The sequence below is a fragment of the Allobosea sp. GW823-FHT02B03 genome, assembly GCF_058797755.1.
Genome location: NZ_JBXAJY010000004.1, coordinates 664,579 through 689,978, shown reverse-complemented (window position 1 = coordinate 689,978; position 25,400 = coordinate 664,579). Strand labels below are relative to the sequence as shown.

Genomic DNA, 25,400 nt, shown 5'->3' with positions numbered 1-25,400 from the left:
TCGTCAGACCACGCTGGTCAGGCCACCATCGACCATCAGCAGATGGCCGCTGACATAGTCGGAGGCTTCCGAGGACAGGAAAATCGCCGCGCCGATCAGCTCCCTGGTCTCGCCCCAGCGCCCGACCGGTGTGCGGCTCTTGACCCAGTTCGAGAAGGTCTCGTCGGCGATCAGCGCCTTGTTGAGCTCGGTGACGATGTAGCCGGGGCCGATCGCGTTGACCTGGATGTTGTGCTTGCCGAGCTCGGCAGCGAGACCCTGCGTCATCAGCGCGACAGCGCCCTTGGTCGCGGTATAGGGCACGATGGTCGGCCGGCCGAGCTTGCTCATCACCGAGCCGATGCTGACGATCTTGCCGCGATTGCGCGGCGCCATGCGCTTCGCCACCGCCTGGGTGACGTAGAACACCGAATGCAGATTGGTGGCGACGAGGAAATGCCAGTCCTCAGCCGGGAAGTCGACGAAGGCGCCGCGCTTCTGCGTGCCGGCATTGTTGATCAGGATGTCGATCGGGCCGATCTCGGCCTCGATCGCGGCGACGCCGGCCTCCACCGCCTTCTGGTCGGTGACGTCGAATGGGGCGATCGAGACCTTGTGCCCGGCGGCGGCAATCGCGCCCTGCGCGGCTTCGAGCTTGGCCTTGTCACGCCCGTTCAGCACGACATGCGCCCCGGCTGCCGCGAGGCCTTCCGCCATGGCGAGGCCGATGCCCTGGCCGGAGCCGGTGACGAGGGCGATACGCCCATCAAGCTTGAACAGATTGAGCGACATCCTATCCTCCCGGTCTCGTGGCTTGGCACCTCGTCCCGGCTTGGGTAAGCGTTTTAAAACGATTAGACAATCGCCGGGACCGCATAGCCGCTGGTCCCCCAGGGAGAGTTTCCATGCGCGCCGTCATCATCCATGCCGAGAAGGATCTCCGTGTCGAGGAGACCGTCACTCCCGAACTCGGCCCGCTCGACGTCCGCGTTCGCGTCAAGGCCGGCGGCATCTGCGGCTCGGACCTGCATTATTACCTGCATGGCGGCTTCGGCACGATCCGGGTGCGCGAGCCGATGATCCTCGGGCACGAGATCGCCGGCATCGTCGAGGCGGTCGGCGCCGAGGTCTCGCGTGTCGCGCCCGGCGATCTCGTCGCCGTCAATCCGAGCCGGGCCTGCGGGCGCTGCCGCTACTGCCAGACCGGCCAACAGCAGCACTGCCTGGACATGCTGTTCTATGGCAGCGCCATGCGCTTTCCCCATGTCCAGGGCGGTTTTCGCGAGGAGCTCGTCATCGAGGAGCGCCAGGCGGTGAAGCTTCCCGCCCATATCGGCGCGGCACAGGCGGCCTTCGCCGAGCCGCTAGCAGTCTGCCTGCATGCGGCCAAGCGCGCCGGCCCGCTGCTCGGCAAGCGGGTGCTGGTCACAGGCTCGGGGCCGATCGGCGTCCTCACCGTCGTCGCCGCCCGCGCCGCCGGCGCCAGCGAGATCGTCGTCACCGACGTGGTCGACGGGCCGCTCCCGATCGCTCTCAAGATGGGCGCCACCGCCGCGATCAACGTCATGGCCGAGCCGGACCGACTCAAGGCCGATTACGGCGCCGACAAGGGCAGCTTCGACGTGATGTTCGAGGCCTCCGGCAACCAGCACGCGCTGACCGGCGCCTTCGACGTCGTCCGCCCCGGCGGCGTCATCATCCAGATCGGCGTCGGCGGCAATTTCACCCTGCCGATGAACGTCGTCGTCGCCAAGGAGTTCGACCTGCGCGGCTCCTTCCGCTTCCATGAGGAGTTCGACTGGGCGGTGGCACTGATCGGTTCGGGCCGGATCGACCTCTCGCCGCTGCTCACCGCCTCGATCCCGATCGCGCGTGCCGTCGAGGCCTTCGATCTTGCCGCCGACAAATCGAAGGCGATGAAGGTGCAGCTCGCCTTCGACTGAAGGGACTGAGGCCTAGAGCTGCGGCTACGCCGCCCGCAGCGGCGACTTGTGAAGCACGAAGCCGTCGCGGCCATTGCGCTTGGCCTCGTAGAGCGCCGCATCCGCCCGCGCCGTCGCGTCGGAAAGGCTCTCATCGTCGCCGACCAGCACCGCGCCGATGCTGGCGGTCACCGCGACCATCCGGCCATCGGCGAGGGGCACCGGCGCATCGCGCAGATTCGCCCCGAGCTTAGCCGCGATCGCAGACAGCGCAGCCGCATCGCAGCCGCTGATCAAGAGGATGAACTCGTCGCCGCCCCAGCGGGCGCAGGCATCGTAGTTGCGCAGCACCGACGACATCCGCTGCACGCAGGCGACCAGCACCTCGTCGCCGCCACGGTGGCCATACTCGTCATTGACGCGCTTGAAGCGGTCAAGGTCGACGATCATCAGCCCGCAGGGCTTGCCCTCGCGCCGCGCCCGGTTCTGCTCGCGCGCGAAAGCGTGGTCGAAGCCGCGCCGGTTCAGGATCGAGGTCAGCGGGTCGTACTGAGCCAGGCGTTCCAGCTGCTCGGTGCGCTCGCGCACCATCGCCTCGAGCCGCCCGGTATTGTCACCGACCGCCTGCGCCATCTCGTTGAAGGCGTGGGCCAGGCGGGCGATCTCGTCATGGCCGTCCTCGCGCGCCGTCGCCTTGAAATCGCCGCCGCGCAGCCGCGCCACCCCCTGCTCGACCCAGGCGAGCCGGTCGAGCACCTTGCGCTTGAACAACAGGGTCATCAGCGTCGCGGCGGCAAGCAGGATCGCGGCGATCAGGCCTGCGAGCGGCATGAAGAGCTTGCGATCGATGATCGCGTCGACATCCATCACCGTGACGTTGAACCAGCCCAGCCGGTCGAGGAAGCCGACGCCGACCAGCACCTCGCGCCCCTCCATCTGCATGAAGCGCGAGAGCACGAGCGTATCGCCGCGCGCGACCTGCTTCATCATCCCGGCCAGCGCCTCGCGGTCGGTATCGCGGTCAAGCAGGCGGAAGATCGTCTTCTTCGCCGAGATGTCCTTGGTCAGACTGTGGAAATCGACGACGCGCGGGTCGCGATGCGCCTGCACCGCGCCCTGCAGGTCGACGAACATGCTCTGGACGCCGGTCTGCGGGAACTCGACGACCTCCTTGATGAACTGGGTGAGATCGACGCCAGTGCCGATCAGCCCCAGCACCTGGCCGTCCTTCTGGATGATGCAGTTGATCCAGACCTTGGTGACGCCGAGCGTCTCGTCGCGGTTGACGTTGAGGTGGCAGCCTTTGCCCAGCGTCCGCGTCTTGAAGTACCAGGCGTCCTGCGGCGCATCCGGCGAGACTACGTAGCGCAGCCGGTTATGCTCGTAGCTGTTGTCCTTGTCGTTGAAGTAGTAGTTGCCGCTCTTGTCGACGACCGCGAAATAGCTGCGATCATTGAAGGACAGCCGGTAGTGCTCGAGCTCGGCGAGGCCGCGCTTGGCCTTCTCGGGATCATGCTCGTCCTGCGCCCATTCGACGATAACCGGCGCGCGCGCCACCGTCTCGGCCAGCGAGACCTCGCGCATCAGCGCTTCTAGCCCGCGATAGCGATCGAACAGGATCTGCTTCTCGGCGAACAGCGTGCCGAGCTTCACCACCGTGCCGTTGACGATCCAGAGGAAGATGCCGGAGGCCGGCACCGCGATCCCGATCAGCGTGGCTAGCACCAGCACGAGCACGCGGGCCTGCAGGCCGCAGCTGCGCCAGGCATTGAGCACACGCATGGATAGCCATCTCCAGCCTCGCCGCCCGGGGATCGAAGGGCGATACGACCATGCGGCGATATGGTTTACGCTTTATTTACGCAGCGGCACCCGCGGCAGTCCCGAGCAGGCTAGAACAGCCCCTCGATCTGCCCACTCGCGTCGATATGGATGCGCTCGGCCGCCGGCTGCCGCGGCAGCCCCGGCATGGTCATGATGTCCCCGCAGATCGCGACCACGAAGCCGGCGCCCGCCGCCAGCCTGAGCTCGCGCACCGGCACGACATGGCCCGACGGCGCGCCGCGTAGCGTCGGGTCGGCGGAGAAGGAATACTGCGTCTTCGCCACGCAGATCGGCAGGTCGCCATGGCCGGCCGCTTCGAGCTCGGCGAAGCGCGCGCTCACCCTGGCATCGGCCGAGATACCGGCGGCGCCGTAGATTTCGCGCGCGATCTTCTCCAGCTTCTCGCGCAGCGGGAGCGCCTCGGGATACAGCGGCGCGAAATCCGCTTCACCGCTCTCGACCAGCGCCGCGACCTTGGCGGCGAGCTCTTCCGTACCGGCGCCGCCCTGCGCCCAATGCCGGCAGATCACCGCCTCGACGCCGAGATGGTTGCGGCAGAAATTCTGGATCAGCGCGTGCTCCGCAGCGGTGTCCGAAGTGAAGTGATTGATCGCCACGATCGGCGGCACGCCGAACTTGCGGAGGTTCTCGACATGGCGCGCCAGGTTCGAAAGACCCGCCTCCAGCGCCGGCAGGTTCTCGGCCGAGAGCGTGTCGCGGGCGACGCCGCCATGCATCTTCAGGGCCCGGACGGTCGCGACCACCACCGCGACATCGGGCTTCAGCCCGGCCTTGCGGCATTTGATGTCGAAGAACTTCTCGGCCCCGAGATCGGCGCCGAAGCCGGCCTCGGTCACCACATAGTCGGCGAGCTTGAGGGCGGCGCGCGTCGCGATCACCGAATTGCAGCCATGGGCGATGTTGGCGAAGGGACCGCCATGAACGAAGGCCGGCGTGCCCTCCAGCGTCTGCACCAGGTTCGGCATCAGCGCATCCTTGAGCAGCACGGTCATCGCGCCCGGTGCCTTGAGGTCGGCGGCGGTGATCGGGCTCTTGTCACGCCGGCGGCCGACGACGATGCGCCCGAGCCGGGCCTCGAGATCGGCGAGATCGGTCGCGAGGCAGAAGATCGCCATCACCTCGGAGGCGACAGTGATGTCGAAACCGTCCTCGCGCGGAAAACCGTTGCTCGCCCCGCCGAGCGAGGAGACGAGGCTACGCAGCGCCCGGTCGTTCATGTCCATGACACGCCGCCAGGCGACGTGGCGGGCGTCGAAGCCGAGCTCGTTGCTCCAGTAGATGTGGTTGTCGAGCATGGCGGCGAGCAGGTTGTGCGCGCTGGTGATGGCGTGGAAATCGCCGGTAAAGTGCAGGTTGATCTGCTCCATCGGCACGACCTGGGCGTGGCCGCCGCCGGCCGCGCCACCCTTCTGGCCGAAGCAGGGACCGAGCGAAGGCTCGCGCAGCGCGATCATGGTGCGCTTGCCGAGCCGCGACAGCCCGTCGCCGAGGCCGACCGTGGTGGTGGTCTTGCCCTCGCCCGCTGGCGTCGGGCTGATCGCGGTGACGAGGATCAGCTTGCCGTCCGGCCGCGAGGCGAAGTCGCCGATGGCGCTGGCGTCGACCTTGGCGATGTACTTGCCATAGGGCTGCAGCGCCGCATCGGGAATGCCGGCCTTGGCGGCAATCGCACCGATCGGCTGCAGCTTCGCCGCGCGGGCGATCTCGATATCGGTCGGCATGTCGTCCCCTTGATCTTGTCTCGAACGGGACGCCTTGCCGGCCGATTCCCCTTGGCGCGACTGTGCCGAAAAACCGCAGCGGCCGCCAGCGCTCGGGTCCCGGGCCCGACCCGCGTGGTGGACAGGAGCTTGTCGGCGCAACGCATCACGGTTCGGCGAGCCCGGGCCTCCTGCCCGAAATCCGCCGGAAGCCGCATTGCAAGAATGAGCGCAAGAACGAAGCTGACAAAAGCGAGGGAAGAGCCAGCCATGACCGATGCACCGAGCCGCCGCGACCTCATCATCGCGAGCCTGTCGGCCGCCGGCTTCGCCAGCCTCGGCCTGCCGGAGGACGCCCTGGCGCAGGGCAACGAGCTCCCGGCGACGCCAGCCTGCGATGCGCAGGCCGCTGCGACGCCGCGCCAGACCGAGGGGCCCTATTTCACGCCGTCATCGCCGCAACGTTCCGATCTGCGCGAGGATGGGGCCGGCGAACTGCTCGTCCTCACCGGCTTCGTGCTGACGCGGCAATGCCGCCCGATCCCGGGCGCGCTACTCGATTTCTGGCAGGCCGCCCCCTCCGGCCAGTACGATAACCGCGGCTTCCGCTTCCGCGGCCATCTCTTCGCCGATGCGCAGGGCTGCTACCAGTTCATCACCCGGGCGCCCGGGCTCTACCCCGGCCGCACCCGCCATCTTCACGTCAAGCTGCGCGGCGGCGCGCAGAGCCCGGTGCTGACGACACAGCTCTATTTCCCCGACGAGCCCGGCAATCGCCGCGACGGCCTGTTCGATTCAAGGCTGCTGATGAAGCTGCGACCGGCCGAAGGCGGCCAGCTCGGCCGCTTCGATTTCGTGCTGGCAGGATAGCGCTGCCTGCTTCTCTGCGGCGGTTGGTCGTCGCGGACAGGCCGCAAGCGCGGCATCAAGAGCCTTCGCCCATTCGTTGCTTACGGGCATGCCGAAAGGCACTGTGTCAGCATGTCGAAAATCAACGACCATGATGCCTACATCGCCGCGGCACCGGCGCAGTTTCGTCCCGTGCTGAGTCGCCTGCGTGCAGGGCTGTCGCGGGCGCTGCCGGACGCCGAAGAAACCATGAAATACGATATGCCTGGTTACCAGATCCAAGGAACGATCATCGCGGGTTATGCCGCCTTCAGCAAACAATGCGGTCTCTATGTCGACCCGAGCGCAATTGCCGCCCATGCCGACGAGATCGCCTCCTTGAAACTCAAGGCAACCAAGACCGGAGTTACGTTCTCAGTGAGAAAACCCATCACTGATGAACTGGTCGAGAAACTGGCAATCAGCTCCCGCAGCAAGAAGGGTTTCTAGAGACCGTCTTCGGCGACCCAGAGCTCTGCAGTCTGGGCTCATCGACGTCATGCGATGCCATCGGGATCGATGGGCCATGCTCCCCGAGGGTTTGCGCACTGCACCGAAACGCGGAAGCCCTAGCCACGCTTGGATCGCGCCCTGCGGGCTATCTCCTCGAACTCCCCGCGGATCGCCTCGATCTTGTCCTCGTCGAGCTCCTCGAGATCGAGCAGCTCCTCGCGAGCCCCTTCGACCTTGGCGATCAACTCGTCGAGTTTGATCTGCATCGCGGCGGTATCGCGGTTCTGGCTGTTCTGGATGATGAAGACCATCAGGAAGGTGACGATCGTCGTCGAGGTATTGATGACGAGCTGCCAGGTGTCGTTGAAGCCGAAGAACGGCCCCGAGCCCGCCCAGATGACGATGATGGCCAGCGCGATGACGAAGGTCTGCGGCTTGCCGGCCCAATGCGCCGTCGCCTGGGAGAGGCGCGTGAACAGGGAGCGCTTGTCGCTGCCGGTGGAGAGCGCCGATGCCATGACCATTCCCCGCTTCGATGCTGCAACAGCATGCTGCTAGCCTCAACGCCGCAGCGGGGGCGGCGTTCCTCAGGCCGGAATCAGCCGCTCGGCGTGCCAGGCGATATGCTGGGCCATAAAGGTCGAAACGAAGTTGTAGGAGTGGTCGTAGCCCTCCCGCATCGTCAGCGTCAGCGGGATACCGGCCGTGGTGCAGGCAAGCTCCAGCAGCTGCGGCCGCAGCCCCTCCTGCAGGAAGCCGTCGGCGGTGCCCTGGTCGACGAGCAGGTCGGGGACGCGATGCCCATCGGCGATCAGCAGGGTCGCGTCATAGGCGCGCCAGGCCGCCTCGTCGGGCCCGAGATACTTTTCGAAAGCCGGGCGGGACCAGCCGGCGGTCGAAGGCTGGGTGATCGGCGCGAAGGCCGAGACCGAGGCGTAGCGGCCGGGATTCTTCAGCGCCAGCGTGATCGCGCCATGCCCGCCCATGGAATGGCCGAAAATGCCCTGGCGAGACATGTCGAGCGGCAATTCGCGGGCGACGAGCGCGGGCAATTCGTCCCGGATATAGCTCTCCATCCGGTAGTTCGTCGCATAGGGCGCCTGCGTCGCGTCGAGATAGAAGCCGGCGCCCGAGCCGAACTGCCAGTTCTCCGGCTCGTCCGGCACCCCCTCGCCGCGCGGCGAGGTGTCGGGGCAGATGATGGCGACTCCGTTGGCGGCAGCCGCGGCCCGATACTCGCCCTTGTCCATCGCGTTCTGATGCGTGCAGGTCAGCCCGGAGAGATACCAGAGCACCGGAACCGGCCCCGCCTCCGCCTGCGGCGGCAGGAAGACCGCGAAATTCATCGGGCAGGCGCAGGCCGAGCTGTCATGGCGATAGACGCGCTGCTGGCCACCGAAGGCTTTCGAGGAGGAGACGAGTTCCATCTGACGTTCCCTTTCGCTGCGGCGTCCGACGGGTCTTCGATCGTCGTCCCGGCCGGCGCGCAGAATGGCACCGGCATCCATGGCCGGGGCGAAGCCCGTAATGGATGCCGGATCGGCGCCGCCCGAAGCGTGCCGGGAATGCGCCGAGGTTCAGTGCGGGATGGATGGGGCCAAAAGACGGCCGCTCAGTAGACCACCACCGAGCGGATCGACTTGCCCTCATGCATCAGGTCGAAGCCGTGGTTGATCTCGTCCAGGCTCAGCTTGTGGGTGATCAGGTCGTCGATGTTGATCTTGCCCTCCATGTACCAGTCGACGATCTTCGGCACGTCGGTGCGCCCGCGCGCACCGCCGAAGGCGGTGCCCTTCCAGACCCGGCCGGTGACCAGCTGGAACGGCCGGGTGGCGATCTCCTTGCCGGCCTCGGCGACGCCGATGATGATCGACTCGCCCCAGCCGCGATGGCAGCACTCGAGCGCCTGGCGCATCACGTCGGTGTTGCCGGTCGCGTCGAAGGAGAAGTCGGCGCCGCCGCCGGTCAGGTCGACGATCGCCTGCACCACCTTGTCGTTGCCGATCTCGCGCGGATTGACGAAGTCGGTCATGCCGAACTTCTCGGCCATGGCGCGCTTGGCGGGATTGATGTCGACGCCGATGATCTTGTCGGCCCCGACCATGCGGGCACCCTGGATCACGTTGAGGCCGATGCCGCCGAGACCGAACACCACGACATTGGCGCCGGGCCAGACCTTGGCGGTGTAGATCACCGCGCCGATGCCGGTGGTCACGCCGCAGCCGATATAGCAGATCTTGTCGAAGGGCGCGTCCTCGCGGACCTTGGCCAGCGCGATCTCGGGCAGAACGGTGAAGTTCGCGAAGGTCGAGCAGCCCATATAGTGGAAGACCTCACCGCCATCGCAGGAGAAGCGCGAGGTGCCGTCGGGCATCAGGCCCTGGCCCTGCGTCGCACGGATCGAGGTGCAGAGATTGGTCCGGCGCGACAGGCAGGACTTACAGCTGCGGCATTCGGGCGTGTAGAGCGGGATGACATGGTCGCCCGGCTTCAGCGTGGTGACGCCCGCGCCGACCTCGCGCACGATGCCGGCGCCCTCATGGCCGAGGATCGCCGGGAACTTGCCCTCGGAATCGAGGCCGGACAGCGTGTAGGCGTCGGTATGGCAGATGCCGGTCGCCATCACCTCGACCAGCACCTCACCGGCCTTCGGGCCGCCGATCTCGATGGTCTCGATGGTCAGCGGCTTTCCGGCCTCCCAGGCGACGGCGGCGCGTGTCTTCATCTTGATGTCCTCCTTGAACTGGTCCCGGCGCGCCTATTTCAGATAGGTGCGCAATGTCCTGATGATGCCGTCGATCTCGGCTTCGGCGTCGAATCCGGCGGCGCCCTCGCCACCCGGCGGGCCTCCCCTCGCATGGCCGAAGGTCTCGCGCAGATGGCCTTCGAGAACTTCCGCCATCAGCCCGTTGGCCGCGCCGCGCAGCGCCGCGATCTGCTGCAGCAATGTGCTGCAATCCGTGCCGGCCTCGACCGCGCGCTCCAGCGCCTCCGCCTGCCCCCTGATCCGGCGCAGGCGTGCGACGGCACGCTTTTTCTCTTCCGGACTATGCGGCATGGCATTTCATTCTCTAGGCCTAGAATACTCTAGGGGAGTATGTCAATCATGGGCTCGTCCTGGCCAGCAGACCTGCTCGCCGGATGGTGTGCTGGAGGCCGGGATGCCCAATGATTGCCTGTTCTGCCGGATCGCAAGCGGCGAGATCGCCTGCCACGCCGTGCATGAGGACGAGGATGTCCTCGCCTTTCTCGACATCCATCCGATCCGGCCGGGCCACACGCTGGTGATCCCGCGCGCCCATTATCCCTGGTTCGAGGAGCTTCCGCCCGCATTGGCCGGCAAGATCATGGCGCTGTCGCAGCGCCTCGCCCGCGAGATGAAGGCGCTCTACCCGGTCGAGCGGGTCGCGATGCTCTATACCGGCATCCATGTGAACCACGCCCATGCCCATCTCGTGCCGATGCATCACCGGCACGACATCACCTCGGCGGTCTATCTGGAGCAAGGCGTCGAGGCCTTCACGCTGCCGACCCAGCCGCCGGCTCAGGAGCTGGAGGGCGTCGCGGCGGCATTGCGAGAGCGACTCGCCTCCTGAGCCCGCCGCCGGACAGCCCGGGCAACAGCGCAGCAGCCGTGCCGGCCAGCCTCCCCCGTAAACGAAAAGACTGCGCGAACCGGGTTCGCGCAGTCTTCTGGTCAGATGTCGGGCTGGATCGGTGTTTGCCGATCAGAACTTGCGGACGACGTGGGGCGCCGGCGCGTAGATCGGCTGCTCCTTCGGGCCGCAGCAGTTCGGATCGTTGAAGTTCCAGCGCATGCCGATGCGGATGTCGTGGCTGTCGATCTGCTTGAAGCGGACCGAGGAGCTCGGATTGACCAGCAGGCCATTGGCGCCGGCGAGCCCGATGGTCGGGCCATCGCCCATGTTCAGGTAGCGGTAGCCGATATCGAGCTTCAGGCTCGAGGTCACGTCATAGGCGACGCCGGCCATCAGCGCCCAGGCGAAGTTGGTCTTGCTGCCCGTGTCCCCATAGGCATAGGAGACGTTGGCGAACGGCGAGCCTACCGCCTGATTGATGCCGTTGTCGGTCAGCCCGTTGACGCTGTGATTGGCGAAACCGATGCCGGCACCGAGATAAGGCGTCAGGCAGTTCCAGGTGCCGAGATCGATGTAGCCGTTGACCAGGCCGACGAAGGTCGCGACATCCGCGCGGTAATTGTTGGTCTGGTTGACCGGGATGCCGAAATTGTAAGAGAGCTGGTCGCGGCCGGTGAAGGATGCGCCGCGATATTCGCCGGTCAGATCCATGCGGAACCAGTTGTTGAACTGGTAGCCGATGCCGACGCCGGCGAAGGCGGCGAAGCTGCGATCGGGGCTGATCGTGCTGAACGAGGTGACGCCCGCCGTCTGGATGACCGGGGCATTGTTCAGCTTCACATCGAGCTCGTCATAGCCCTGCGAACCGACGCCGATATCACCGCGCAGATACCAGCCGCCGCCGACCGAGCCGCGCAGTTCCGGCGCAGGGGGCGGAGGCGGCGGAGCCGCGACCGGGAAATCGGCAGCTTTGGCGACGGCGGAAACGCCCAGAGCCATGACGCCGGCAAGCGCAAGGGTTTTAAGGCTGCCCATGGCAGGGTTCCTTCGTTTTTTGCGCAGGCAGGGACGCAGCTCGCGCGAGTTACCGATGGGAAGACCTTGCCATTGATTTCTTAAATGACACTTAACCTTAAAACCTAACCCTACTTTTGCGTGAACGGGAGCGCTGTAGTTACCGGAAGCTTAAGTTCTCGATCACGTCGCCCTTGGTCATGCCTGGCGGCGCCAGCGACCCGCACCTGCCGCGAGCCGTAAGACAAAAAGCGCCGGAACCTTGCGCAAGGCTCCGGCGCTGTCGCGAGTTGCCGTATTGTCTGGGTCCGCGACTACGACTGGAGCCGCGAAACGAGCGGTGTACTCAGGCTGCAGCCTTCGCCACCGCCTCGACGACTTCATCGACCGCGCGCATGACGAGGTCGCGGTCGTCACCTTCCGCCATCACTCGGATCACCGGCTCGGTACCGGAAGGCCGGATCACCAGGCGCCCGCTTTCGCCCAGCAGCTGCTCGGCTGCCTTGATGGCGCTGACCACCGGCTTCTCCTCCAGCGGCCGCCCCTGCTTGTAGCGGACGTTCTTGAGGATCTGCGGCAGCGGCTCGAAGCAATGGCAGACCTCGGAGACCGGCTTCTCCTGGCGCTTGACCACGGCGAGCAGTTGCAGCGCCGCGACGAGCCCGTCCCCGGTCGTCGCATAATCGGAGAGAATGATGTGGCCGGACTGTTCGCCGCCGAGGTTGAAGCCGTTGGCGCGCATGTGCTCGAGCACGTAGCGGTCGCCGACCGCGGTCCGGGCCAGTGACAGGCCGAGCCCCGCCAGATAGCGCTCCAGACCGAGATTGGACATCACGGTGGCGACGATGCCCGGCGCCGAGAGCAGCCCGTCCTCCTGCCAGCTGCGCGCGATCACGCCCATCAACTGGTCGCCATCGACGACCTGGCCGTTCTCGTCGACGATCAGGACACGGTCGGCATCGCCATCCAGCGCAATGCCGATATCGGCGCGCAGTTCGCGCACCTTCTGGCTCAGCGCCTCCGGCTTGGTCGAACCGACATCGCGGTTGATGTTGAAGCCGTCGGGCTCGACGCCGATGGCGATGACCTCGGCCCCTAGCTCCCACAGCGCCTCCGGCGCGACCTTGTAGGCGGCACCGTTGGCGCAATCGACGACGATCCGCAGCCCTTCCAGGCTGAGATTGCGCGGCATGGTACGCTTGGCGAACTCGATGTAGCGGGCATCGGCACTCTCGATGCGCTTCGCGCGGCCGAGCGCCGGCGAGGCCGAAAGCTGCTTGCCGAGATCGGAATCGATCAGGCGGGTGATCTCGGCTTCCACCTCGTCGGAGAGCTTGTAGCCATCCGGACCGAACAGCTTGATGCCGTTATCCTCGTAGGCGTTGTGCGAGGCGGAGATCATCACGCCAAGATCGGACCGCATCGAGCGCGTCAGCATCGCGACCGCAGGCGTCGGCATCGGCCCGAGCAGCAGCACATCCATGCCCACCGAGGTGAAGCCGGCGACGAGCGCGTTCTCGATCATGTAGCCGGATAGCCGTGTATCCTTGCCGATCACGACCCGGTGGCGATGCTCGCCGCGGCGAAAGGCAAGGCCGGTCGCCTGACCGACCCGCAGCGCGAGATCCGGCGTGATCACACCGTTGGCGCGGCCGCGGATGCCATCGGTGCCGAAGTATTTGCGTGTCATGGTCGAGTTTTGTCCCTGGAGCCTTGCCGGCTCGACATTACCTGGCGTGGTCATACAGGCTGTTCGCCCGTTCAGCTTCTCACAAATTGTGTCGAAACATATCCGTCAAGCGCCCAGGCAAGCTTCCGCCTCGGATTGCGGTGCTGGAGCGTAGCAAAGTTCCGCCTTCCAAAGAAAAGGGCGGCCCATGGGGCCGCCCGATCTCTCCCTCTTCCGGAAGGATGTCTCAGGCCTGCGGCTGGGGCTCCAGTCCGGCATCCGGCTCGCCGCGCTTGCGGCCCTTGCCGGCGCTCGGCACGGCGGAGCCGCGCGGGGCGTGCGGCGTGTCGTCCGCATCGCGTGACGGGCGCTTGCCGGCGATCAGGTCGCGGATCTCGTCGCCGGTCAGCGTCTCGAACTCGAGCAGCGCCTCGGCCACCGCGACGAACTCGTCATGGTGCTTGCTGAGGATTTCCTTGGCGTCGAGATAGCCCTGGTTGACCAGTCGGCGGACTTCGCTGTCGATCTTCTGCGCCGTCGACTCCGAGATGCTCTGGCTGCGGCCCATCGACATGCCGAGGAAGACCTCTTCCTGGTTGTCGCCATAGGCGACCAGGCCGAGTTCCTCCGAATAGCCCATCTGCGTGACCATGGCCTTCGCCATCTTGGTCGCCTGCTGGATGTCGCCGGTGGCGCCGGAGGTGATGTTCTCCTTGCCGAAGGTGATCTCCTCCGCGACGCGTCCGCCCATGGCGACCGCGAGCTGCGAGGTGAACTCCTTGAACTTCATCGAGTAGCGGTCGCCTTCCGGCAGGAACTTGACCATGCCGAGTGCGCGTCCACGCGGGATGATCGTCGCCTTGTGGACGGGTATGCCGGCCGGGACATAGAGGCCGACGATGGCGTGACCGGCCTCGTGATAGGCGGTCAGCTTCTTCTCCTCCTCGGACATCGCCATCGATTTGCGCTCGGCGCCCATCATGACCTTGTCCTTGGCATCCTCGAATTCGAGATGCGTGACCATGCGCTTGCCGCGGCGGGCAGCGAGCAGGGCGGCCTCGTTGACGAGGTTCATCAAATCGGCGCCGGAGAAGCCGGGCGTGCCGCGGGCCAGCACCTTGAGGTCGACATCCGGAGCGAGCGGCACCTTGCGCACATGCACGCGCAGGATCTTCTCGCGGCCGGCGACGTCCGGGTTCGGCACGACGATCTGGCGGTCGAAGCGGCCGGGACGCAGCAGCGCCGGGTCGAGCACGTCCGGACGGTTGGTCGCGGCGATGATGATCACGCCCTCGTTCGGCTCGAAACCATCCATCTCGACCAGGAGCTGGTTGAGGGTCTGCTCGCGTTCGTCATTGCCGCCGCCGAGACCGGCGCCACGATGACGACCGACCGCGTCGATTTCGTCGATGAAGATGATGCAGGGCGCGTTCTTCTTGGCCTGCTCGAACATGTCGCGCACACGGCTCGCGCCGACGCCGACGAACATCTCGACGAAGTCGGAGCCCGAGATCGTGAAGAACGGCACGTTCGCCTCGCCGGCGACAGCGCGCGCGGTCAGGGTCTTACCGGTACCCGGAGGGCCGACCAGCAGCACGCCGCGCGGAATCCGGCCGCCCAGGCGCTGGAATTTCTGGGGATCGCGCAGGAACTCGACGATCTCCTGCAGGTCTTCCTTGGCCTCGTCGATACCGGCGACGTCCTCGAAGGTGACGCGGCCATGCGCCTCGGTGAGAAGCTTGGCCTTCGACTTGCCGAAGCCCATCGCCCGGCCGGCGCCGTTCTGCATCTGGCGGGACATGAAGATCCACAGGCCGATGAAGATGACGAAGGGCAGCGAATTGACCAGGAGAGCCATGAACCACGGCGTGCCCTCGGAAGGAGCCCGCGCCGAAACCTGAACGCCCTTCTGCGCCAGCGTCTTCAGCAGCGCCGGGTCGCCATAGGGCGCATAGGTCACGAAGCTGCGCCCATCCGTGAAGGTGCCGGTGATCTCCTGTCCGGCGACCACGACATTGGTGATACGCCCGGCCTCGGACTCGTTGATCAGCTGGCTATAGGGGATCTCGTTGGTGCTGACCCGCTGGCTCGGGCTCTGGAAGAGAGTGACGAGCGCCAGGACCAGCAGGAAGATCACCACCCAGAGGGCGAAATTTCGGAAATTCGGATTCATCAGGGTTCCGATCCGCTCTCCAGCGGAAATGCCGGACGAGCCTGAGATTTTCACGGTCTAATCTAGGAGCCTATCCCCTTCTTGCCAAGGGAAGGCTGCGTTTTGCTCGCCTCATTCCCCCTCAGGGTGAACGCCGCGTCGCCGTGGCGGTTCTCGTGCAACCGTCAGGGCTCCGTCGCCGGTAAGCCGGAGCACGCAGCCGCCGAGCGTGCGCCGGAGCGGCTCGCCGCCTCGCGCTGCCTCGGCCAGGGCAAGCGCACAGTTTTCCAGCCGTTCGAGGCGCATCTCGGCTTCGGGCTGCAACGCCGCCAGCGCGCGCGCCAGGACGCGGATCACGATCTCGTCCGGCTCGCGGCAAAGGCCGACGAAATCGAGCCGCAAACCGTCGTCGCCGCGCGTCGACAAGGCCGGAAGCAGGCCCGCCGCCCGCTGCTCCAGCGCCTGTTCGGCGCGCGCCACTCGCGAGGCCAGCAGAGCGAGCCGGGCCGACGTCAGCCCTTCCTCGGAGAGTTGCGGCATCAGCGCGCGCCAGCGCACCCGGGTGAAGCGCGGATCCTCGTTCGACGGGTCGCTGACATGGTCGAGCCCGCGCGCCAGGCAAGTGGCGACGAGGCGCGCCTTCGCGACCCCGAGCAGCGGCCGGGCGAGCGGCACGCCATGGCGGACGGTGCGGGCGCGCATGCCGGCAAGCCCGGCGGGCCCGGAGCCCTTCGCCAACCGCATCAGCACGGTCTCTGCCTGATCATCTAGCGTATGAGCAGTGACGATGACGGCGCCGCCGAGCGCCCTCGCCTGCCCGGCGAGCAATTCATAGCGCGCCAGCCGCGCCTGCTCCTGCAGGCCCGACCGAGGCTTCTCACCCTCCCAACGGAGGACGACATGGGGAACATCGAGGTCGCGGCATAAAAGCCCGACCGCCGCCGCCTCGGCCGCGGCCTCCGGCCGCAGGCCGTGATCGACGGTTGCCGCATGGATTGCCAGCCGTCCGGCACAGGCTCGCGCCCAGACGGTGAGCAGCGCGAGCAGAGCAACGGAATCGGGGCCGCCCGATACGGCGACCAGCAGGCGCTCTTCGGCGGCAAGCGGCGCGAACAGCGCCTCGGCTTCGGCCTCGCAGAGCGGCGCCGGCTCGGCGTCTGCGTGGGTCGCCGCGCTCAAGCGCAGCGGGCGCGCTTCTGCTCGCGCTCGACGCCCTTGCGCACCGCGTTCGAGGCGGACGGAAAGTCGACGCCGACCTTGGCATAAGTGGCGCAAGCCTGATCGCGGGCGCCGAGCCCGTTCAGGGCCATGCCGAGCTTCAGCAGGCTGTCGGCGCCCTTGCCGGCCTTGGGGTAGTCGCGCGAGATCTTCAGGAACTGCTCGGCCGCCTCGCGATAGCGCTGGCGCTGGAAATAGCTTTCGCCGAGCCAGAAGGTGGCGTCCGGCGCGAGGCGATCACGCGGATAGCTCTGCAGGAATTCGCGAAAGCCCATCTCGGCCCGCTCGTATTCCTTGCGCAGCACATGGGCATAAGCGACGTCGTAGATTTCGCGCGGGCTGGCGGCCTGCCCGGCCGCAGCGACGCTCGGACCACGTGGCGCGGTCGGTGCCGAGCGGCCGACGCCGGAGAGGTCGAGCGGCCCCTGCCCTGCCGTCGAACTGCCGGCGAAATCTTCGTCGATCACCTCGCCGATCTGGCGCGGCGCGCCAGCGGAGCCGGGATTGGCCGCGGGATCGAAGGCATCGCCGCGGCGCTGGCGCGCGGGCTGCGGCGGCTGGGCCGCCGGCGGAGAGGCCGGCGCCGCGCCCGAGCGCGAGCCGCCGCGTTCGGAGAGGCGAAAATCGACATCTTCCTGGAACTTGCGCAGTTGCTCGGTCAGCCGCCGGTTCTCGAACTGGAGCTGCTCGATCTGCCCCGAGAGCTGGCGCAGCTGGTTTTCGAGCCGTGTCGTGCGCACCAGCAAATCCGCCGCATCCTGCGCCGACGCGGGGAGCGCGATCGCCCCGATCGCCAGCAGCAATGCCGTCACGGCAACGCCACAACGAACACCCAGCCGCTTCGAGGCGGAACCAAAGAACTTCGACCCAGTCATCATCCAGCAAACCGCATTATTCGGAACCGGAAACTATCACACCCCGATACCACGGCCAAAATATGAAAGGACCGGCGCTTTCCTTTCGGGAAGCGCCGGTCCTTGCGTGATCGGTCGAGGATGTCAGACGCCGGCGCCGGCGTCGAGCACCGTCACGGCCCGGCGGTTCTGCGACCAGCACGAGATGTCGTTGCAGACCGCGACCGGGCGCTCCTTGCCATAAGAGATGGTGCGCATCCGGTTGGCCGGAACGCCGCGCGAGGCGAGGTAGTCGCGCACCGTCTGGGCGCGGCGGGCGCCGAGCGAATAGTTGTATTCGCGGGTGCCGCGCTCGTCGGCGTGACCTTCGATGGTGAAGGTGTAGCGCGGATAGCGACCGAGCCAGGCCGACTGCTTGTCGAGGGTAGCGACGGCGGTCGGCGTCAGATCGGTCGAGTCGGTCTCGAAGAAGACGCGATCGCCGACATTGACGACGAAGTCCTGAGCGCTGCCGGGGGTCGCGGCTCCGCCGGCGCCGAAGCCGTCGGCATTCTGGTCTTTGGCGCAGGCGCCGAGGGCGAGCGCCCCGAGAATGGCGACGGCGAAGCGCGTGGTGCGGGCGCTGGCGGCGAGGGACGCGAGCATGTCTGTTCTCCGGACTTTCAAAGGCGAGAGCGCGCCTTGGCGGCATCGCACGTTCAGCAAGAAATGATCTATCAACCTAAACGAGACCTTGCCAAACCAAGGCGAAGTGGCGGCATTGCGGCACATGGTTAACCAAATCTCTCGAATGACCGCATTCCCGTTGCTGTGACAGAATTGCATCAGGAGGCGCGGTCGGTGCGGCTCTTCAGTTCATCCGCGAGGCGCGCCAGCACCGTCTTGGGCAGTTCGAGCGCGCGCAGCTTCCAGCGCGTTCCGGAAAGCCCGAAGCGCAGCCGATAGGCGTCCATTTCGTCCGCAGCCGTAGCCTTCGGCGGCACCGTCACCGCGAAGCTCGTCAGCCCATCGAAGCCGGAGTTCCTGAACAGGGTCCAGACATCGCCGAGCCCACCGGCCCGGGGCAGCGCCAGCCCCGGCCCCAGCAGTTCATCCGCAGGGGCCGCCGAGCCTCGTTCGGTCAGCAATGCGGTTATCGCCGCGGGCGTCAGATGCTCGGCAATGATCGCATCGACAAAGCCAGTCGCCGCCCCGGCGACGACCTGACGGGCGAGCGGATCGAGACCGCGAGCCTGCGGATTGCGCGAAATATAGGAGCGGACGATCTGGCGGGCGAAAGACATGCGCAGCGCCGGAAGATCGATGCGGGCAAGGACCTCGTCCGCCGCGCCGGCATTGGCCGCCCGGGCCAGGCGTGCCGCCGCGACATAGGGCGAGGCCCAGTAGCCGAACAGGATAGCGAAGAGCAGGCCGAGCACGATCCACCTGCCGCGCCGCGACGGCAGCGTGGCGAGGTCTTCAGCATCGTCGCGGTCCGGAATCGTCTGCGCCATCCACACTCCCTTCAAGGCCGAGGCATCGCAACGCCGACGCTGAAAGGAGAACGTGTCATGGTCGCGAAGCGGAAGCCTCGCTCACCGGCTCGTGAACGAGACCGGCCGCGGAGCCTCAGCGCGCCGCGGTGAGTAGCGGCGACCAGGTCGGGTCGGAGGCGAAGGCCGGCGTCGGCACCGGGATTTCCACCCGGCCGGTAATGTCGACCATGTAGAGTTTGCCACCCGACTGGCCGCCGGGGTCGCGGAAGAACATGATGTACTGGCCATTCGGGGCCCAGTTCGGAGCCTCGTTGTGGAAGCCCTCGGTCAGGATGCGCTCGCCCGAACCGTCGGGGCGCATCACGCCGATCGAGAAGGCGCCGCCGCCCTGGCGGGTGAAGGCGATGAGATCGCCGCGCGGCGACCACGAAGGCTGCGAATAGGAGCCCTGGCCGAAGGAGATGCGCTTGCCCTCCCCGCCTCCGGCGCCCATCACATAGAGCTGCTGCGAGCCACCGCGGTCGCTCTCGAAGACGATCTGCGCGCCATCGGGCGAATAGGATGGCGAGGTGTCGATCGCCGGCGTCGAGGTCAGCCGCGTCGTGGTGCGCGAGCCGATGTCGATCGCGTAGAGATTGGCGTTGCCGCCCTGCTGCAGGCTGAGCGCGATGCGCGCGCCGTTCGGCGAGAAGCGCGGGCTCGTGGTCATGTCGGGGAAGTTTCCGACGACCTGGCGCTGGCCGGTCTCGATGTTCAAGACATGCACGCGCGGCTGCTCGCCGGTGCGCTGCGCCATATAGGTGACTTCCTGCGCCACAGGGGAGAACCGCGGCGTCACCACCGAGATCGCGCCATCGGTGAGGTAGCGCACATTGGCGCCGTCCTGGTCCATGATCGCGAGGCGCTTGCGCCGGCTCTCCTTCGAGCCGGACTCGTCGACGAAGACCACACGGGTATCGAAGAAGCCGCCGACGCCGGTGACCTTGCTGAACACCGCATCCGAGATGATGTGACCGACGCGGCGGGAATTATTGGGGTCGGTGAAGTATTGCTGGCCGTCGATCTGCTCGCCGGTCAGCACGTCCCAGAGCCGGAACTCGGCCTTGAGCCGGCCGGAGCCGTCGCGCGAGACGCGGCCCGTCACCAGCGCCTGGATGCCGGCCGACTTCCACGCCTCGAACTGCGGGACGCTGTCGAAGGGCGGGTTCTTCTCGGGATGACGCGCCTTCTCGATCGGCAGGAAATAGCCGCAGCGCTTCAGGTTGTTGGTGATGATCGTCGAGACCTGCACGCCGCCCTCGCCGGCGAAATCGGCGATCGCGATCGGCATCGGCTGGAAGGTGCCCTTGCGCAGGTCGATGACGAGTTCGGCACGCGCCGCGGCCGGCAGCAAGGCCGCGCCCGCGAATGCAGCACCGCCGAGCGCCAGCGCATGGCGGCGCGTCAATCCGGGCGCGCGCGGCAACGTCTGGAGAGTGGGAAGAGGATTGCGGTCGATCGCGGTCACAGTACGTCCCTTGCGTCGAAATTGACGACGACATCGCGCCAGTCGTCATAATACGCGGCAAACTGAGCGGGAATCCGCAGCGGCGAGCAGCGCCGCGTCGCCGTCAGCGCCGAATCCGCCGCGACTCGGAAGAGCGGGTCGGACGAGGAATTGGTCACGCTCGCCTGGCCGAGCAGCGAGCCGTCGGTGTTGAGCTTCATGCGCACCTGCGGCACCACCGGCCGCGGCGAGCTCTGCAGCGCGATCGGCACGTTCCAGCACTTCTGCAGCTGGTCCTGGATGATGCCCATCAGCTGCGCCCGCAGCGAGGGCGAGAGCTTCTGCGACGAGCCGGTCTGGGTGCCGAGCGAGGCGGTGCGGTTGACCTGCGGCGCGCTCGATCCCGAGGATTGCGCCTGCTCCTTCGACTGCAGCAGCTTGGCGATGTCGTTCGGATTGAAATTCTTGGCGATCTCGGCCTCGCGCTTGGCCTTCGCCTCGGCCTCGCGCTTCGCCTTGGCTTCAGCCGCGAGCTTGGCCTTCTGCTCGGCTTCCGCCTTGGCCTTGGCTTCGGCCTCGGCCTTCGCCTTGGCGAGCTTGGCGGCTTCGGCCTTGGCCTGCGCCTCCGCTTCGGCCTTCGCCTTGGCGGCGGCCTTCGCCTCTTCCTCGGCCTGCTTGGCCTTGCTCTCGCGCTCGGCCTCCTCGGCCAGCTTCGCCAGCTCCTCACGGCGCTGCTCGGCCTCGCGGGCGGCGGCCTGCTCGGTCTTCTGCGGCGGCTGCTTCACCGGTTCGGCCGGCGGCGTCGGCTTCGGGGTCGGCCGCGACGGCGGCAACGGTGCCGCGACATTCTCATCGGCGACCTTGAGCTCGGCCGGGCGCGAGGGCGGCGCCGGCGTGTCGTGCTTGGCCTCGCCGGCTTCCTTGCGCTCGACGATCTCGGACTGGCGCTCGGCGCGCTGCTGCGGCTGCTCCTGCACCTTCTCGGCCTGGCGCTCGCCGCGCGTCACCTGGTTCAGCGCGGAAGGGTCGATGACCTCGACCGCGATCGCTTCCATATGCTCCGGCAGCGGGTTCGGCGAGGAAAACGCCAGCAGCCCCGCGACCAGGAAGGTCGCGTGGCCCAGGGCGGAAACCGCCATGCCCGGTTCGGAACTGGAGATCTTCAACGCGGACAGACTCCCCCGTTCACCGCGAGCTAGGCTCGGTGACCAGCGCGACGCGCTTGAAGCCGGCGCTGGTGATCGTCGACATCACCGAGGCGACGCGGCCATAGTCGACCTGCTTGTGGCCGCGGACATAGATCCGGTCGTCGAAGCCCTGCTTGGCGATCGCCTGGAGCTTCTGCACGAGATCGGGCTCCAGCGTCGGCTGGTCCTGCAGGAAGATCTGGCCCTTGTCGTCGATGGCGATGGTGATCGGCTTCTGGTCGACATTGATCGGCTTGGCGCCGGTCTGCGGCAGGTCGATCGGCACGCCGCTCGCGATCAGCGGCGCCGCGACCATGAAGATGATCAGGAGCACGAGCATGACGTCGATAAACGGCGTCATGTTGATCTCGGCGATGGCGCCGTGCCGCCGGCTGCGGCGGCGACGTCCCCCGGCCTTGGCGCCGGCTGCGGCTGACATGCCCATCCGCGCCGCCCCTTAAGCCGCCAGCCGTTCGTCGATCTGCCGCGACAGGATCGCGGAGAACTCGTCGGCGAAGGCTTCGAGCCGGTTCTGCGCCTTGGCGACCTCGGCCTGCAGCTTGTTGTAGGCCATCAGGGCCGGGATCGCGGCGAACAGGCCGATCGCGGTGGCGAACAGCGCCTCGGCGATGCCCGGCGCCACGACGGCGAGCGAGGAGTTCTTCGAGACCGCGATCGCGGTGAAGGAGTTCATGATGCCCCACACCGTCCCGAAAAGGCCGATGAACGGAGCCGCCGAAGCGATGGTGGAGAGCACGAGCAGCTTCGATTCCAGCCGCTCCGCCTCGCGCTGGATGGTGACGTCGAGCACCTTGTCGATTCGCTGCGACAGGCTTGCGACCGAGCGCCCGCCATTCTCGAAGGAGCGCTTCCATTCGCGCATCGCCGCGACGAAGACCGCGGCCATGTCGCTGACCGGCCGGTTCGCGAGCTCGCGATAGAGTTCTTCGAGCGAGCGGCCGGACCAGAACACCTCCTCGAAGGCATCCATGTCGCGGCGGGTGCGGCGATAGAGCAGGGTCTTGTCGACGATGATCGACCAGCACCAGACCGATGCGGCGAGCAGGCCCATCATCACGATCTTGACGACGAAATGCGCGTGCCAGAACAGCGACCAGAACGACATGTCGATCTGCGGCGCGACCTGCGCGACCTCCGCGGCGGGGTTCATCCTGTCATCCTTCTGCCTGGCCGATGCGAAATCCGACCGACTCCGCACAGCCCGCTAGACGCGTCGCGAAGTTCGCGCCGCCGCCCGATCTGCGCTCCGGGGATATGCCGTCAGAACCAATCGCCGCTGAATCCGGCGAAAGATGGGCCAAACGGCGATATTCGGCGCGCCAAAGGCCTTGTTTCGGATTAAGGCCCGGTCAACCTTAACAGTCCTCGTGGTTAACATCGGGTTATGGCGTCGGCCTGCCTGCGATCCCGGCGGCGCGCGCAAGGGCGTGAATGCGCAGGTGCAAGCGCTGGCCCGCCCTGTTCCAGCCGCTTCAATGCAGCGCGCTGCGCCAAGCACCCGGCCCGGCCGGCCCGCCGCGATACTGCTCTGCCGACCAGGGTCGCCCCGGTCATCTTTGACGCGAGGACGCGTTGCAGGAACGCGGAGCCGGCTACTGAGTCGCGAAAGCAAAACGGCCCGCCTCCCAGAGGGAAGCGGGCCGCGAAAGCTGTGGGATCGCTGATGCGATCAGACGGTCAGGCGTTGCCGCCGGCTTCCGCCTCCGGCGTGCCCCGGCGACGCTCGCTCATGAACTCGTCGAACTCGGCCTTGTCCTTGGCCATGCGCAGCCGGCCGAGGAAATCCTGGAATTCGCGCTGCTCGTCCTCGAGGCGACGCAGCGTCTCCTCGCGGTACTCGTCGAAGGCGCGGTTGCCGCTGGACGGGCCGCGACCCCAGCCACCGAAGCCGGAGCGGCCCCAGCCCTGCCCACCGCCCATGCGATCGCGCAGGCGATCCATCTTGTCCTGCAGGCGGCTCATCCGGTGCTCGTAATGCGCCTGTCCGCAACCATGTCCCATGCGTCCACTCCAAAACAGAAAGACCAGGGTCGCCAGACCCAGGGGCCAGAAGATGATGAAGCCGAGCACCGCAAAGGCGATCCAGGCTCCTTTTCCGTATTCGTCCAGCTTGGCGACGATCGGCATCGTTCCCTCTCGAAACAGATGGCAGCGGCGGGTGCCACTGCCGGCCAACCTCCCCGATCGGCGGAGGCCGACCGTGTGAATGTAAATCACATTTACATATCTGGCCGCGACTGCCAAGCGTTTCAAGACGAGACGCAGAAAATTCTGAGTCGGCTCCCCGTCGGCACGGACAAGCCGCACCCACGCACAGCCCCGGGGATCTATGCGTGAGTCCTCTGAATGATGTGCGGACCGTTTCCGAGATGCGACCGGGCTGGCCGGAACGACGGTGCGAGGTGGGCGAAGCCTGTGCGGCCTTCAGCCAGCCTGCTCGGGCGGCAGGCCGAGGCCCTTGAGATAGACCAGCATCCCGGCCTCCAGCAGGTCGGAAGCCGACATCGGCAAGGGCCGCCTGCCGCCATCGGCCCGGCCGAACAGGGCGGCGACGCCATGCGACATCGCCCAGATATGCAGCGCCATCATCAGCGCCGGCGGCCGCTTGCCCTGAGGCAGTGCCGCGATCAGCGTCTCGGCGGCCTGGCGCAATTGCTGGAAAGAGCGGTCGGCGGCGGCCCGCAATTCCGGGCTGGCGTCGAGCGGCACTCCGGCTTCGAACATCGCCGAATAGAAGGCCGGCTCGTCATGCGCGAAGGCGAGATAGGCCCGGCCGAGCCGGTGGAAGGCGATTTCCGGATCGGGCTTGCCGCCATCCCAGGCCTTGGCCAGGGCGGCCTCGAAGGCGATGAAGCCGCGCACCGCGACATCGGCCAGCAACTCGTCGCGGTCACGATAATGGCGATAGGGCGCGGCGGGGCTGACGCCGGCCATGCGGGCCGCCTCGGCGAAGGTGAAGCCGTTCGGCCCCTTCTCGCCGATCAGGCCGAGCGCGGCGCGGATCAGCGCTTCCTTGAGGTTGCCGTGGTGATAGCCCCGCGGCTGACCGGGCTCGTCGCGTTTCCAGCTCATGTTACGGGCACTAACATGGCGCTCGGACCGGGTCGATGCCAGTCCGAGCAGCCCCGCTCAGACGATCTCGAGGCCCAGACGGTGCCGCAGCACGTCGGGGATGCGCCGCGCCTTGCCGCCACCGACACAGGCGACCTTGACCTGCGCCGTGATCAGGACCTCCTCGCCGCGCAGGATGCGCTGGTCGAGCTCCATTGTGGCGCCGCGCGCCAGCGTCGGACGCGTCTCCACCGTCAGGAGATCGTCCATCACCGCCGGCCTGACGAAATCGATCGTCATGCGCCGGACGGCGAAGCCGAGCGCCTGATCGCCGTCGAACAGCTCGCGCTGCTCGATCCCGAGCGCGCGGATCAGCTCGGTGCGGCCGCGCTCCATGAAACGCAGATAGGAGGCATGGTAGACGACGCCGGAGAAGTCGGTGTCCTCGTAGTAGACGCGGACGGAAATCCGGTGGCCGGCGGGCGCAGCGTTCGATTCGGTCATTGAGGCTCTCAGGCGGCCGGCTCCCGGGAGCACAGCCGCACTTCCTTTCGCGGGCATGCCGCGAGCTTTAGCCCCGAAGGCAGCGTGACCACAACCGCCCGCTCCGGCCGCAAGGGAACCTCGCCGCCGCCCACAGGTTATCACCGGGCAACCGGACGGAGACCAAATCGATGGAGAAGCTGCGACACGCGGCCCAGCAGGCCAAGGCCCGCAAGGCGCTGGATCGGAAGCGCAAGGCGGAAACCGAGCCGGCCCGGCCGGAAAGTCGCAACCCCGACGAGGGCATGCAGCCGATCGAGAGCGATCGCGAGGCGCCGTCCGGCGCACTCGATCATGCCGGCCAGCTTCCGGCCATGCAGCGATCCAAATTCGCGCGCCAGTAG

Annotated in this window: 26 protein-coding genes; 5 read left to right on the top strand and 21 right to left on the bottom strand. The window is 67.0% G+C overall.

Going from position 1 to position 25,400, the window contains the following annotated elements; translation table 11 throughout:
* Window positions 1-3 precede the first annotated feature (3 nt).
* Window positions 4-771: an SDR family oxidoreductase gene (locus AC1REK_RS16830; RefSeq protein ID WP_327522189.1), complete on the bottom strand. Its 768-nt coding sequence runs from the start codon at window positions 769-771 to the stop codon at window positions 4-6.
* 113 nt (window positions 772-884) lie between these two features.
* On the opposite strand from AC1REK_RS16830, the gene AC1REK_RS16825 reads away from it, so the two are divergent.
* Window positions 885-1,922, top strand: a complete 1,038-nt coding sequence (locus AC1REK_RS16825; protein ID WP_492269163.1) for an L-idonate 5-dehydrogenase — start codon at window positions 885-887, stop codon at window positions 1,920-1,922.
* A gap of 24 nt (window positions 1,923-1,946) precedes the next feature.
* Here AC1REK_RS16825 and AC1REK_RS16820 read toward each other — a convergent pair whose 3' ends face one another.
* Together AC1REK_RS16820 and AC1REK_RS16815 are read right to left on the bottom strand one after the other, a co-directional pair.
* Window positions 1,947-3,683 (bottom strand): sensor domain-containing diguanylate cyclase, encoded by a 1,737-nt coding sequence (locus AC1REK_RS16820; RefSeq protein ID WP_492269164.1) that lies wholly within the window; start codon window positions 3,681-3,683, stop codon window positions 1,947-1,949.
* A gap of 110 nt (window positions 3,684-3,793) precedes the next feature.
* Window positions 3,794-5,467: a formate--tetrahydrofolate ligase gene (locus AC1REK_RS16815; RefSeq protein ID WP_492269165.1), complete on the bottom strand. Its 1,674-nt coding sequence runs from the start codon at window positions 5,465-5,467 to the stop codon at window positions 3,794-3,796.
* A 249-nt stretch (window positions 5,468-5,716) separates the two neighbouring features.
* Here AC1REK_RS16815 and AC1REK_RS16810 point away from each other — a divergent pair, with 249 nt between their 5' ends.
* Both AC1REK_RS16810 and AC1REK_RS16805 read left to right on the top strand, forming a co-directional pair.
* Window positions 5,717-6,316: a dioxygenase family protein gene (locus tag AC1REK_RS16810; RefSeq protein WP_492269166.1), complete on the top strand. Its 600-nt coding sequence runs from the start codon at window positions 5,717-5,719 to the stop codon at window positions 6,314-6,316.
* A 111-nt stretch (window positions 6,317-6,427) separates the two neighbouring features.
* Entirely contained in the window at window positions 6,428-6,784 is a 357-nt protein-coding gene (locus AC1REK_RS16805; RefSeq protein WP_492269167.1) for an iron chaperone, read from the top strand.
* Window positions 6,785-6,903: 119 nt separating this feature from the next.
* Here the strand turns inward: AC1REK_RS16805 and AC1REK_RS16800 are convergent, their stop codons facing one another.
* The 4 genes from AC1REK_RS16800 to AC1REK_RS16785 form a co-directional block, all read right to left on the bottom strand.
* Entirely contained in the window at window positions 6,904-7,311 is a 408-nt protein-coding gene (locus AC1REK_RS16800; RefSeq protein ID WP_316017628.1) for a low affinity iron permease family protein, read from the bottom strand.
* Between the two features lie 63 nt (window positions 7,312-7,374).
* Window positions 7,375-8,214, bottom strand: coding sequence for an S-formylglutathione hydrolase (gene fghA / locus AC1REK_RS16795; RefSeq protein ID WP_492269168.1), 840 nt, complete (start codon window positions 8,212-8,214; stop codon window positions 7,375-7,377).
* A gap of 185 nt (window positions 8,215-8,399) precedes the next feature.
* Window positions 8,400-9,512 carry an S-(hydroxymethyl)glutathione dehydrogenase/class III alcohol dehydrogenase gene (locus AC1REK_RS16790; protein ID WP_316017630.1) on the bottom strand — a complete coding sequence of 371 codons (1,113 nt, stop codon included), beginning with the start codon at window positions 9,510-9,512 and terminating at the stop codon, window positions 8,400-8,402.
* Between the two features lie 33 nt (window positions 9,513-9,545).
* A complete protein-coding gene (locus AC1REK_RS16785) occupies window positions 9,546-9,845 on the bottom strand; it encodes a metal/formaldehyde-sensitive transcriptional repressor (RefSeq protein ID WP_492269169.1) in 300 nt (99 codons plus the stop codon).
* Between the two features lie 103 nt (window positions 9,846-9,948).
* Between AC1REK_RS16785 and AC1REK_RS16780 the strand changes: the two genes are divergently transcribed.
* Window positions 9,949-10,383 (top strand): HIT family protein, encoded by a 435-nt coding sequence (locus AC1REK_RS16780; RefSeq protein WP_492269170.1) that lies wholly within the window; start codon window positions 9,949-9,951, stop codon window positions 10,381-10,383.
* Between the two features lie 132 nt (window positions 10,384-10,515).
* On the opposite strand, the gene AC1REK_RS16775 is transcribed toward AC1REK_RS16780, so the two are convergent.
* From AC1REK_RS16775 to ybgC, 14 genes are all read right to left on the bottom strand, one after another.
* Window positions 10,516-11,421: an outer membrane protein gene (locus tag AC1REK_RS16775; protein WP_492269171.1), complete on the bottom strand. Its 906-nt coding sequence runs from the start codon at window positions 11,419-11,421 to the stop codon at window positions 10,516-10,518.
* 325 nt (window positions 11,422-11,746) lie between these two features.
* Window positions 11,747-13,090, bottom strand: coding sequence for a phosphoglucosamine mutase (glmM, locus tag AC1REK_RS16770; RefSeq protein ID WP_327522198.1), 1,344 nt, complete (start codon window positions 13,088-13,090; stop codon window positions 11,747-11,749).
* A gap of 226 nt (window positions 13,091-13,316) precedes the next feature.
* On the bottom strand, window positions 13,317-15,242 hold the full coding sequence (gene ftsH, locus AC1REK_RS16765) for an ATP-dependent zinc metalloprotease FtsH (protein ID WP_066476107.1): 1,926 nt from the start codon (window positions 15,240-15,242) through the stop codon (window positions 13,317-13,319).
* Between the two features lie 111 nt (window positions 15,243-15,353).
* Window positions 15,354-16,400, bottom strand: coding sequence for a tRNA lysidine(34) synthetase TilS (gene tilS / locus AC1REK_RS16760; RefSeq protein WP_492269172.1), 1,047 nt, complete (start codon window positions 16,398-16,400; stop codon window positions 15,354-15,356).
* Window positions 16,397-17,251: a tol-pal system protein YbgF gene (ybgF, locus tag AC1REK_RS16755; RefSeq protein WP_492269173.1), complete on the bottom strand. Its 855-nt coding sequence runs from the start codon at window positions 17,249-17,251 to the stop codon at window positions 16,397-16,399. Before ybgF ends, tilS begins: the two co-directional genes overlap by 4 nt.
* A 186-nt stretch (window positions 17,252-17,437) precedes the next feature.
* Entirely contained in the window at window positions 17,438-17,938 is a 501-nt protein-coding gene (pal, locus tag AC1REK_RS16750; RefSeq protein WP_316017636.1) for a peptidoglycan-associated lipoprotein Pal, read from the bottom strand.
* A gap of 179 nt (window positions 17,939-18,117) precedes the next feature.
* On the bottom strand, window positions 18,118-18,786 hold the full coding sequence (locus AC1REK_RS16745) for a DUF2939 domain-containing protein (RefSeq protein ID WP_492269174.1): 669 nt from the start codon (window positions 18,784-18,786) through the stop codon (window positions 18,118-18,120).
* A 115-nt stretch (window positions 18,787-18,901) separates the two neighbouring features.
* Window positions 18,902-20,215: a Tol-Pal system beta propeller repeat protein TolB gene (tolB, locus tag AC1REK_RS16740; protein ID WP_327522201.1), complete on the bottom strand. Its 1,314-nt coding sequence runs from the start codon at window positions 20,213-20,215 to the stop codon at window positions 18,902-18,904.
* A 56-nt stretch (window positions 20,216-20,271) separates the two neighbouring features.
* Entirely contained in the window at window positions 20,272-21,393 is a 1,122-nt protein-coding gene (tolA, locus tag AC1REK_RS16735) for a cell envelope integrity protein TolA (RefSeq protein WP_327522202.1), read from the bottom strand.
* 46 nt (window positions 21,394-21,439) lie between these two features.
* Window positions 21,440-21,886, bottom strand: a complete 447-nt coding sequence (tolR, locus tag AC1REK_RS16730; protein ID WP_316017640.1) for a protein TolR — start codon at window positions 21,884-21,886, stop codon at window positions 21,440-21,442.
* A 12-nt stretch (window positions 21,887-21,898) separates the two neighbouring features.
* Entirely contained in the window at window positions 21,899-22,612 is a 714-nt protein-coding gene (gene tolQ, locus AC1REK_RS16725; RefSeq protein WP_066476097.1) for a protein TolQ, read from the bottom strand.
* A 527-nt stretch (window positions 22,613-23,139) separates the two neighbouring features.
* Window positions 23,140-23,589, bottom strand: a complete 450-nt coding sequence (locus AC1REK_RS16720; RefSeq protein WP_316017641.1) for a DUF2852 domain-containing protein — start codon at window positions 23,587-23,589, stop codon at window positions 23,140-23,142.
* A gap of 297 nt (window positions 23,590-23,886) precedes the next feature.
* Window positions 23,887-24,534, bottom strand: a complete 648-nt coding sequence (locus tag AC1REK_RS16715; RefSeq protein WP_492269175.1) for a TetR/AcrR family transcriptional regulator — start codon at window positions 24,532-24,534, stop codon at window positions 23,887-23,889.
* A 57-nt stretch (window positions 24,535-24,591) separates the two neighbouring features.
* The gene (ybgC, locus tag AC1REK_RS16710) at window positions 24,592-25,017 is read right to left on the bottom strand and encodes a tol-pal system-associated acyl-CoA thioesterase (protein ID WP_066476093.1); all 426 of its coding nucleotides are present in this window, start codon (window positions 25,015-25,017) and stop codon (window positions 24,592-24,594) included.
* 170 nt (window positions 25,018-25,187) lie between these two features.
* Here ybgC and AC1REK_RS16705 point away from each other — a divergent pair, with 170 nt between their 5' ends.
* Complete coding sequence (locus AC1REK_RS16705) at window positions 25,188-25,400, top strand: hypothetical protein (protein ID WP_327522204.1); 213 nt, start codon at window positions 25,188-25,190, stop codon at window positions 25,398-25,400.

What these genes read in the sequence shown, in the direction of transcription:
- ftsH (WP_066476107.1), bottom strand. Translation starts at nt 15,242, where the DNA reads ATGAATCCGAATTTCCGAAATTTCGCCCTCTGGGTGGTGATCTTCCTG.
- glmM (WP_327522198.1), bottom strand. Translation starts at nt 13,090, where the DNA reads ATGACACGCAAATACTTCGGCACCGATGGCATCCGCGGCCGCGCCAAC.
- AC1REK_RS16785 (WP_492269169.1), bottom strand. Translation starts at nt 9,845, where the DNA reads ATGCCGCATAGTCCGGAAGAGAAAAAGCGTGCCGTCGCACGCCTGCGC.
- AC1REK_RS16805 (WP_492269167.1), top strand. Translation starts at nt 6,428, where the DNA reads ATGTCGAAAATCAACGACCATGATGCCTACATCGCCGCGGCACCGGCG.
- AC1REK_RS16780 (WP_492269170.1), top strand. Translation starts at nt 9,949, where the DNA reads ATGCCCAATGATTGCCTGTTCTGCCGGATCGCAAGCGGCGAGATCGCC.
- AC1REK_RS16715 (WP_492269175.1), bottom strand. Translation starts at nt 24,534, where the DNA reads ATGAGCTGGAAACGCGACGAGCCCGGTCAGCCGCGGGGCTATCACCAC.
- fghA (WP_492269168.1), bottom strand. Translation starts at nt 8,214, where the DNA reads ATGGAACTCGTCTCCTCCTCGAAAGCCTTCGGTGGCCAGCAGCGCGTC.
- AC1REK_RS16830 (WP_327522189.1), bottom strand. Translation starts at nt 771, where the DNA reads ATGTCGCTCAATCTGTTCAAGCTTGATGGGCGTATCGCCCTCGTCACC.
- AC1REK_RS16745 (WP_492269174.1), bottom strand. Translation starts at nt 18,786, where the DNA reads ATGGCGCAGACGATTCCGGACCGCGACGATGCTGAAGACCTCGCCACG.
- ybgC (WP_066476093.1), bottom strand. Translation starts at nt 25,017, where the DNA reads ATGACCGAATCGAACGCTGCGCCCGCCGGCCACCGGATTTCCGTCCGC.
- AC1REK_RS16705 (WP_327522204.1), top strand. Translation starts at nt 25,188, where the DNA reads ATGGAGAAGCTGCGACACGCGGCCCAGCAGGCCAAGGCCCGCAAGGCG.
- AC1REK_RS16800 (WP_316017628.1), bottom strand. Translation starts at nt 7,311, where the DNA reads ATGGTCATGGCATCGGCGCTCTCCACCGGCAGCGACAAGCGCTCCCTG.
- AC1REK_RS16825 (WP_492269163.1), top strand. Translation starts at nt 885, where the DNA reads ATGCGCGCCGTCATCATCCATGCCGAGAAGGATCTCCGTGTCGAGGAG.
- AC1REK_RS16820 (WP_492269164.1), bottom strand. Translation starts at nt 3,683, where the DNA reads ATGCGTGTGCTCAATGCCTGGCGCAGCTGCGGCCTGCAGGCCCGCGTG.
- AC1REK_RS16810 (WP_492269166.1), top strand. Translation starts at nt 5,717, where the DNA reads ATGACCGATGCACCGAGCCGCCGCGACCTCATCATCGCGAGCCTGTCG.
- AC1REK_RS16775 (WP_492269171.1), bottom strand. Translation starts at nt 11,421, where the DNA reads ATGGGCAGCCTTAAAACCCTTGCGCTTGCCGGCGTCATGGCTCTGGGC.
- pal (WP_316017636.1), bottom strand. Translation starts at nt 17,938, where the DNA reads ATGCTCGCGTCCCTCGCCGCCAGCGCCCGCACCACGCGCTTCGCCGTC.
- tolQ (WP_066476097.1), bottom strand. Translation starts at nt 22,612, where the DNA reads ATGAACCCCGCCGCGGAGGTCGCGCAGGTCGCGCCGCAGATCGACATG.
- tolA (WP_327522202.1), bottom strand. Translation starts at nt 21,393, where the DNA reads ATGGCGGTTTCCGCCCTGGGCCACGCGACCTTCCTGGTCGCGGGGCTG.
- tolR (WP_316017640.1), bottom strand. Translation starts at nt 21,886, where the DNA reads ATGGGCATGTCAGCCGCAGCCGGCGCCAAGGCCGGGGGACGTCGCCGC.
- AC1REK_RS16790 (WP_316017630.1), bottom strand. Translation starts at nt 9,512, where the DNA reads ATGAAGACACGCGCCGCCGTCGCCTGGGAGGCCGGAAAGCCGCTGACC.
- AC1REK_RS16720 (WP_316017641.1), bottom strand. Translation starts at nt 23,589, where the DNA reads ATGCCGATCGTCGCCAAGCTGGACGAATACGGAAAAGGAGCCTGGATC.
- AC1REK_RS16815 (WP_492269165.1), bottom strand. Translation starts at nt 5,467, where the DNA reads ATGCCGACCGATATCGAGATCGCCCGCGCGGCGAAGCTGCAGCCGATC.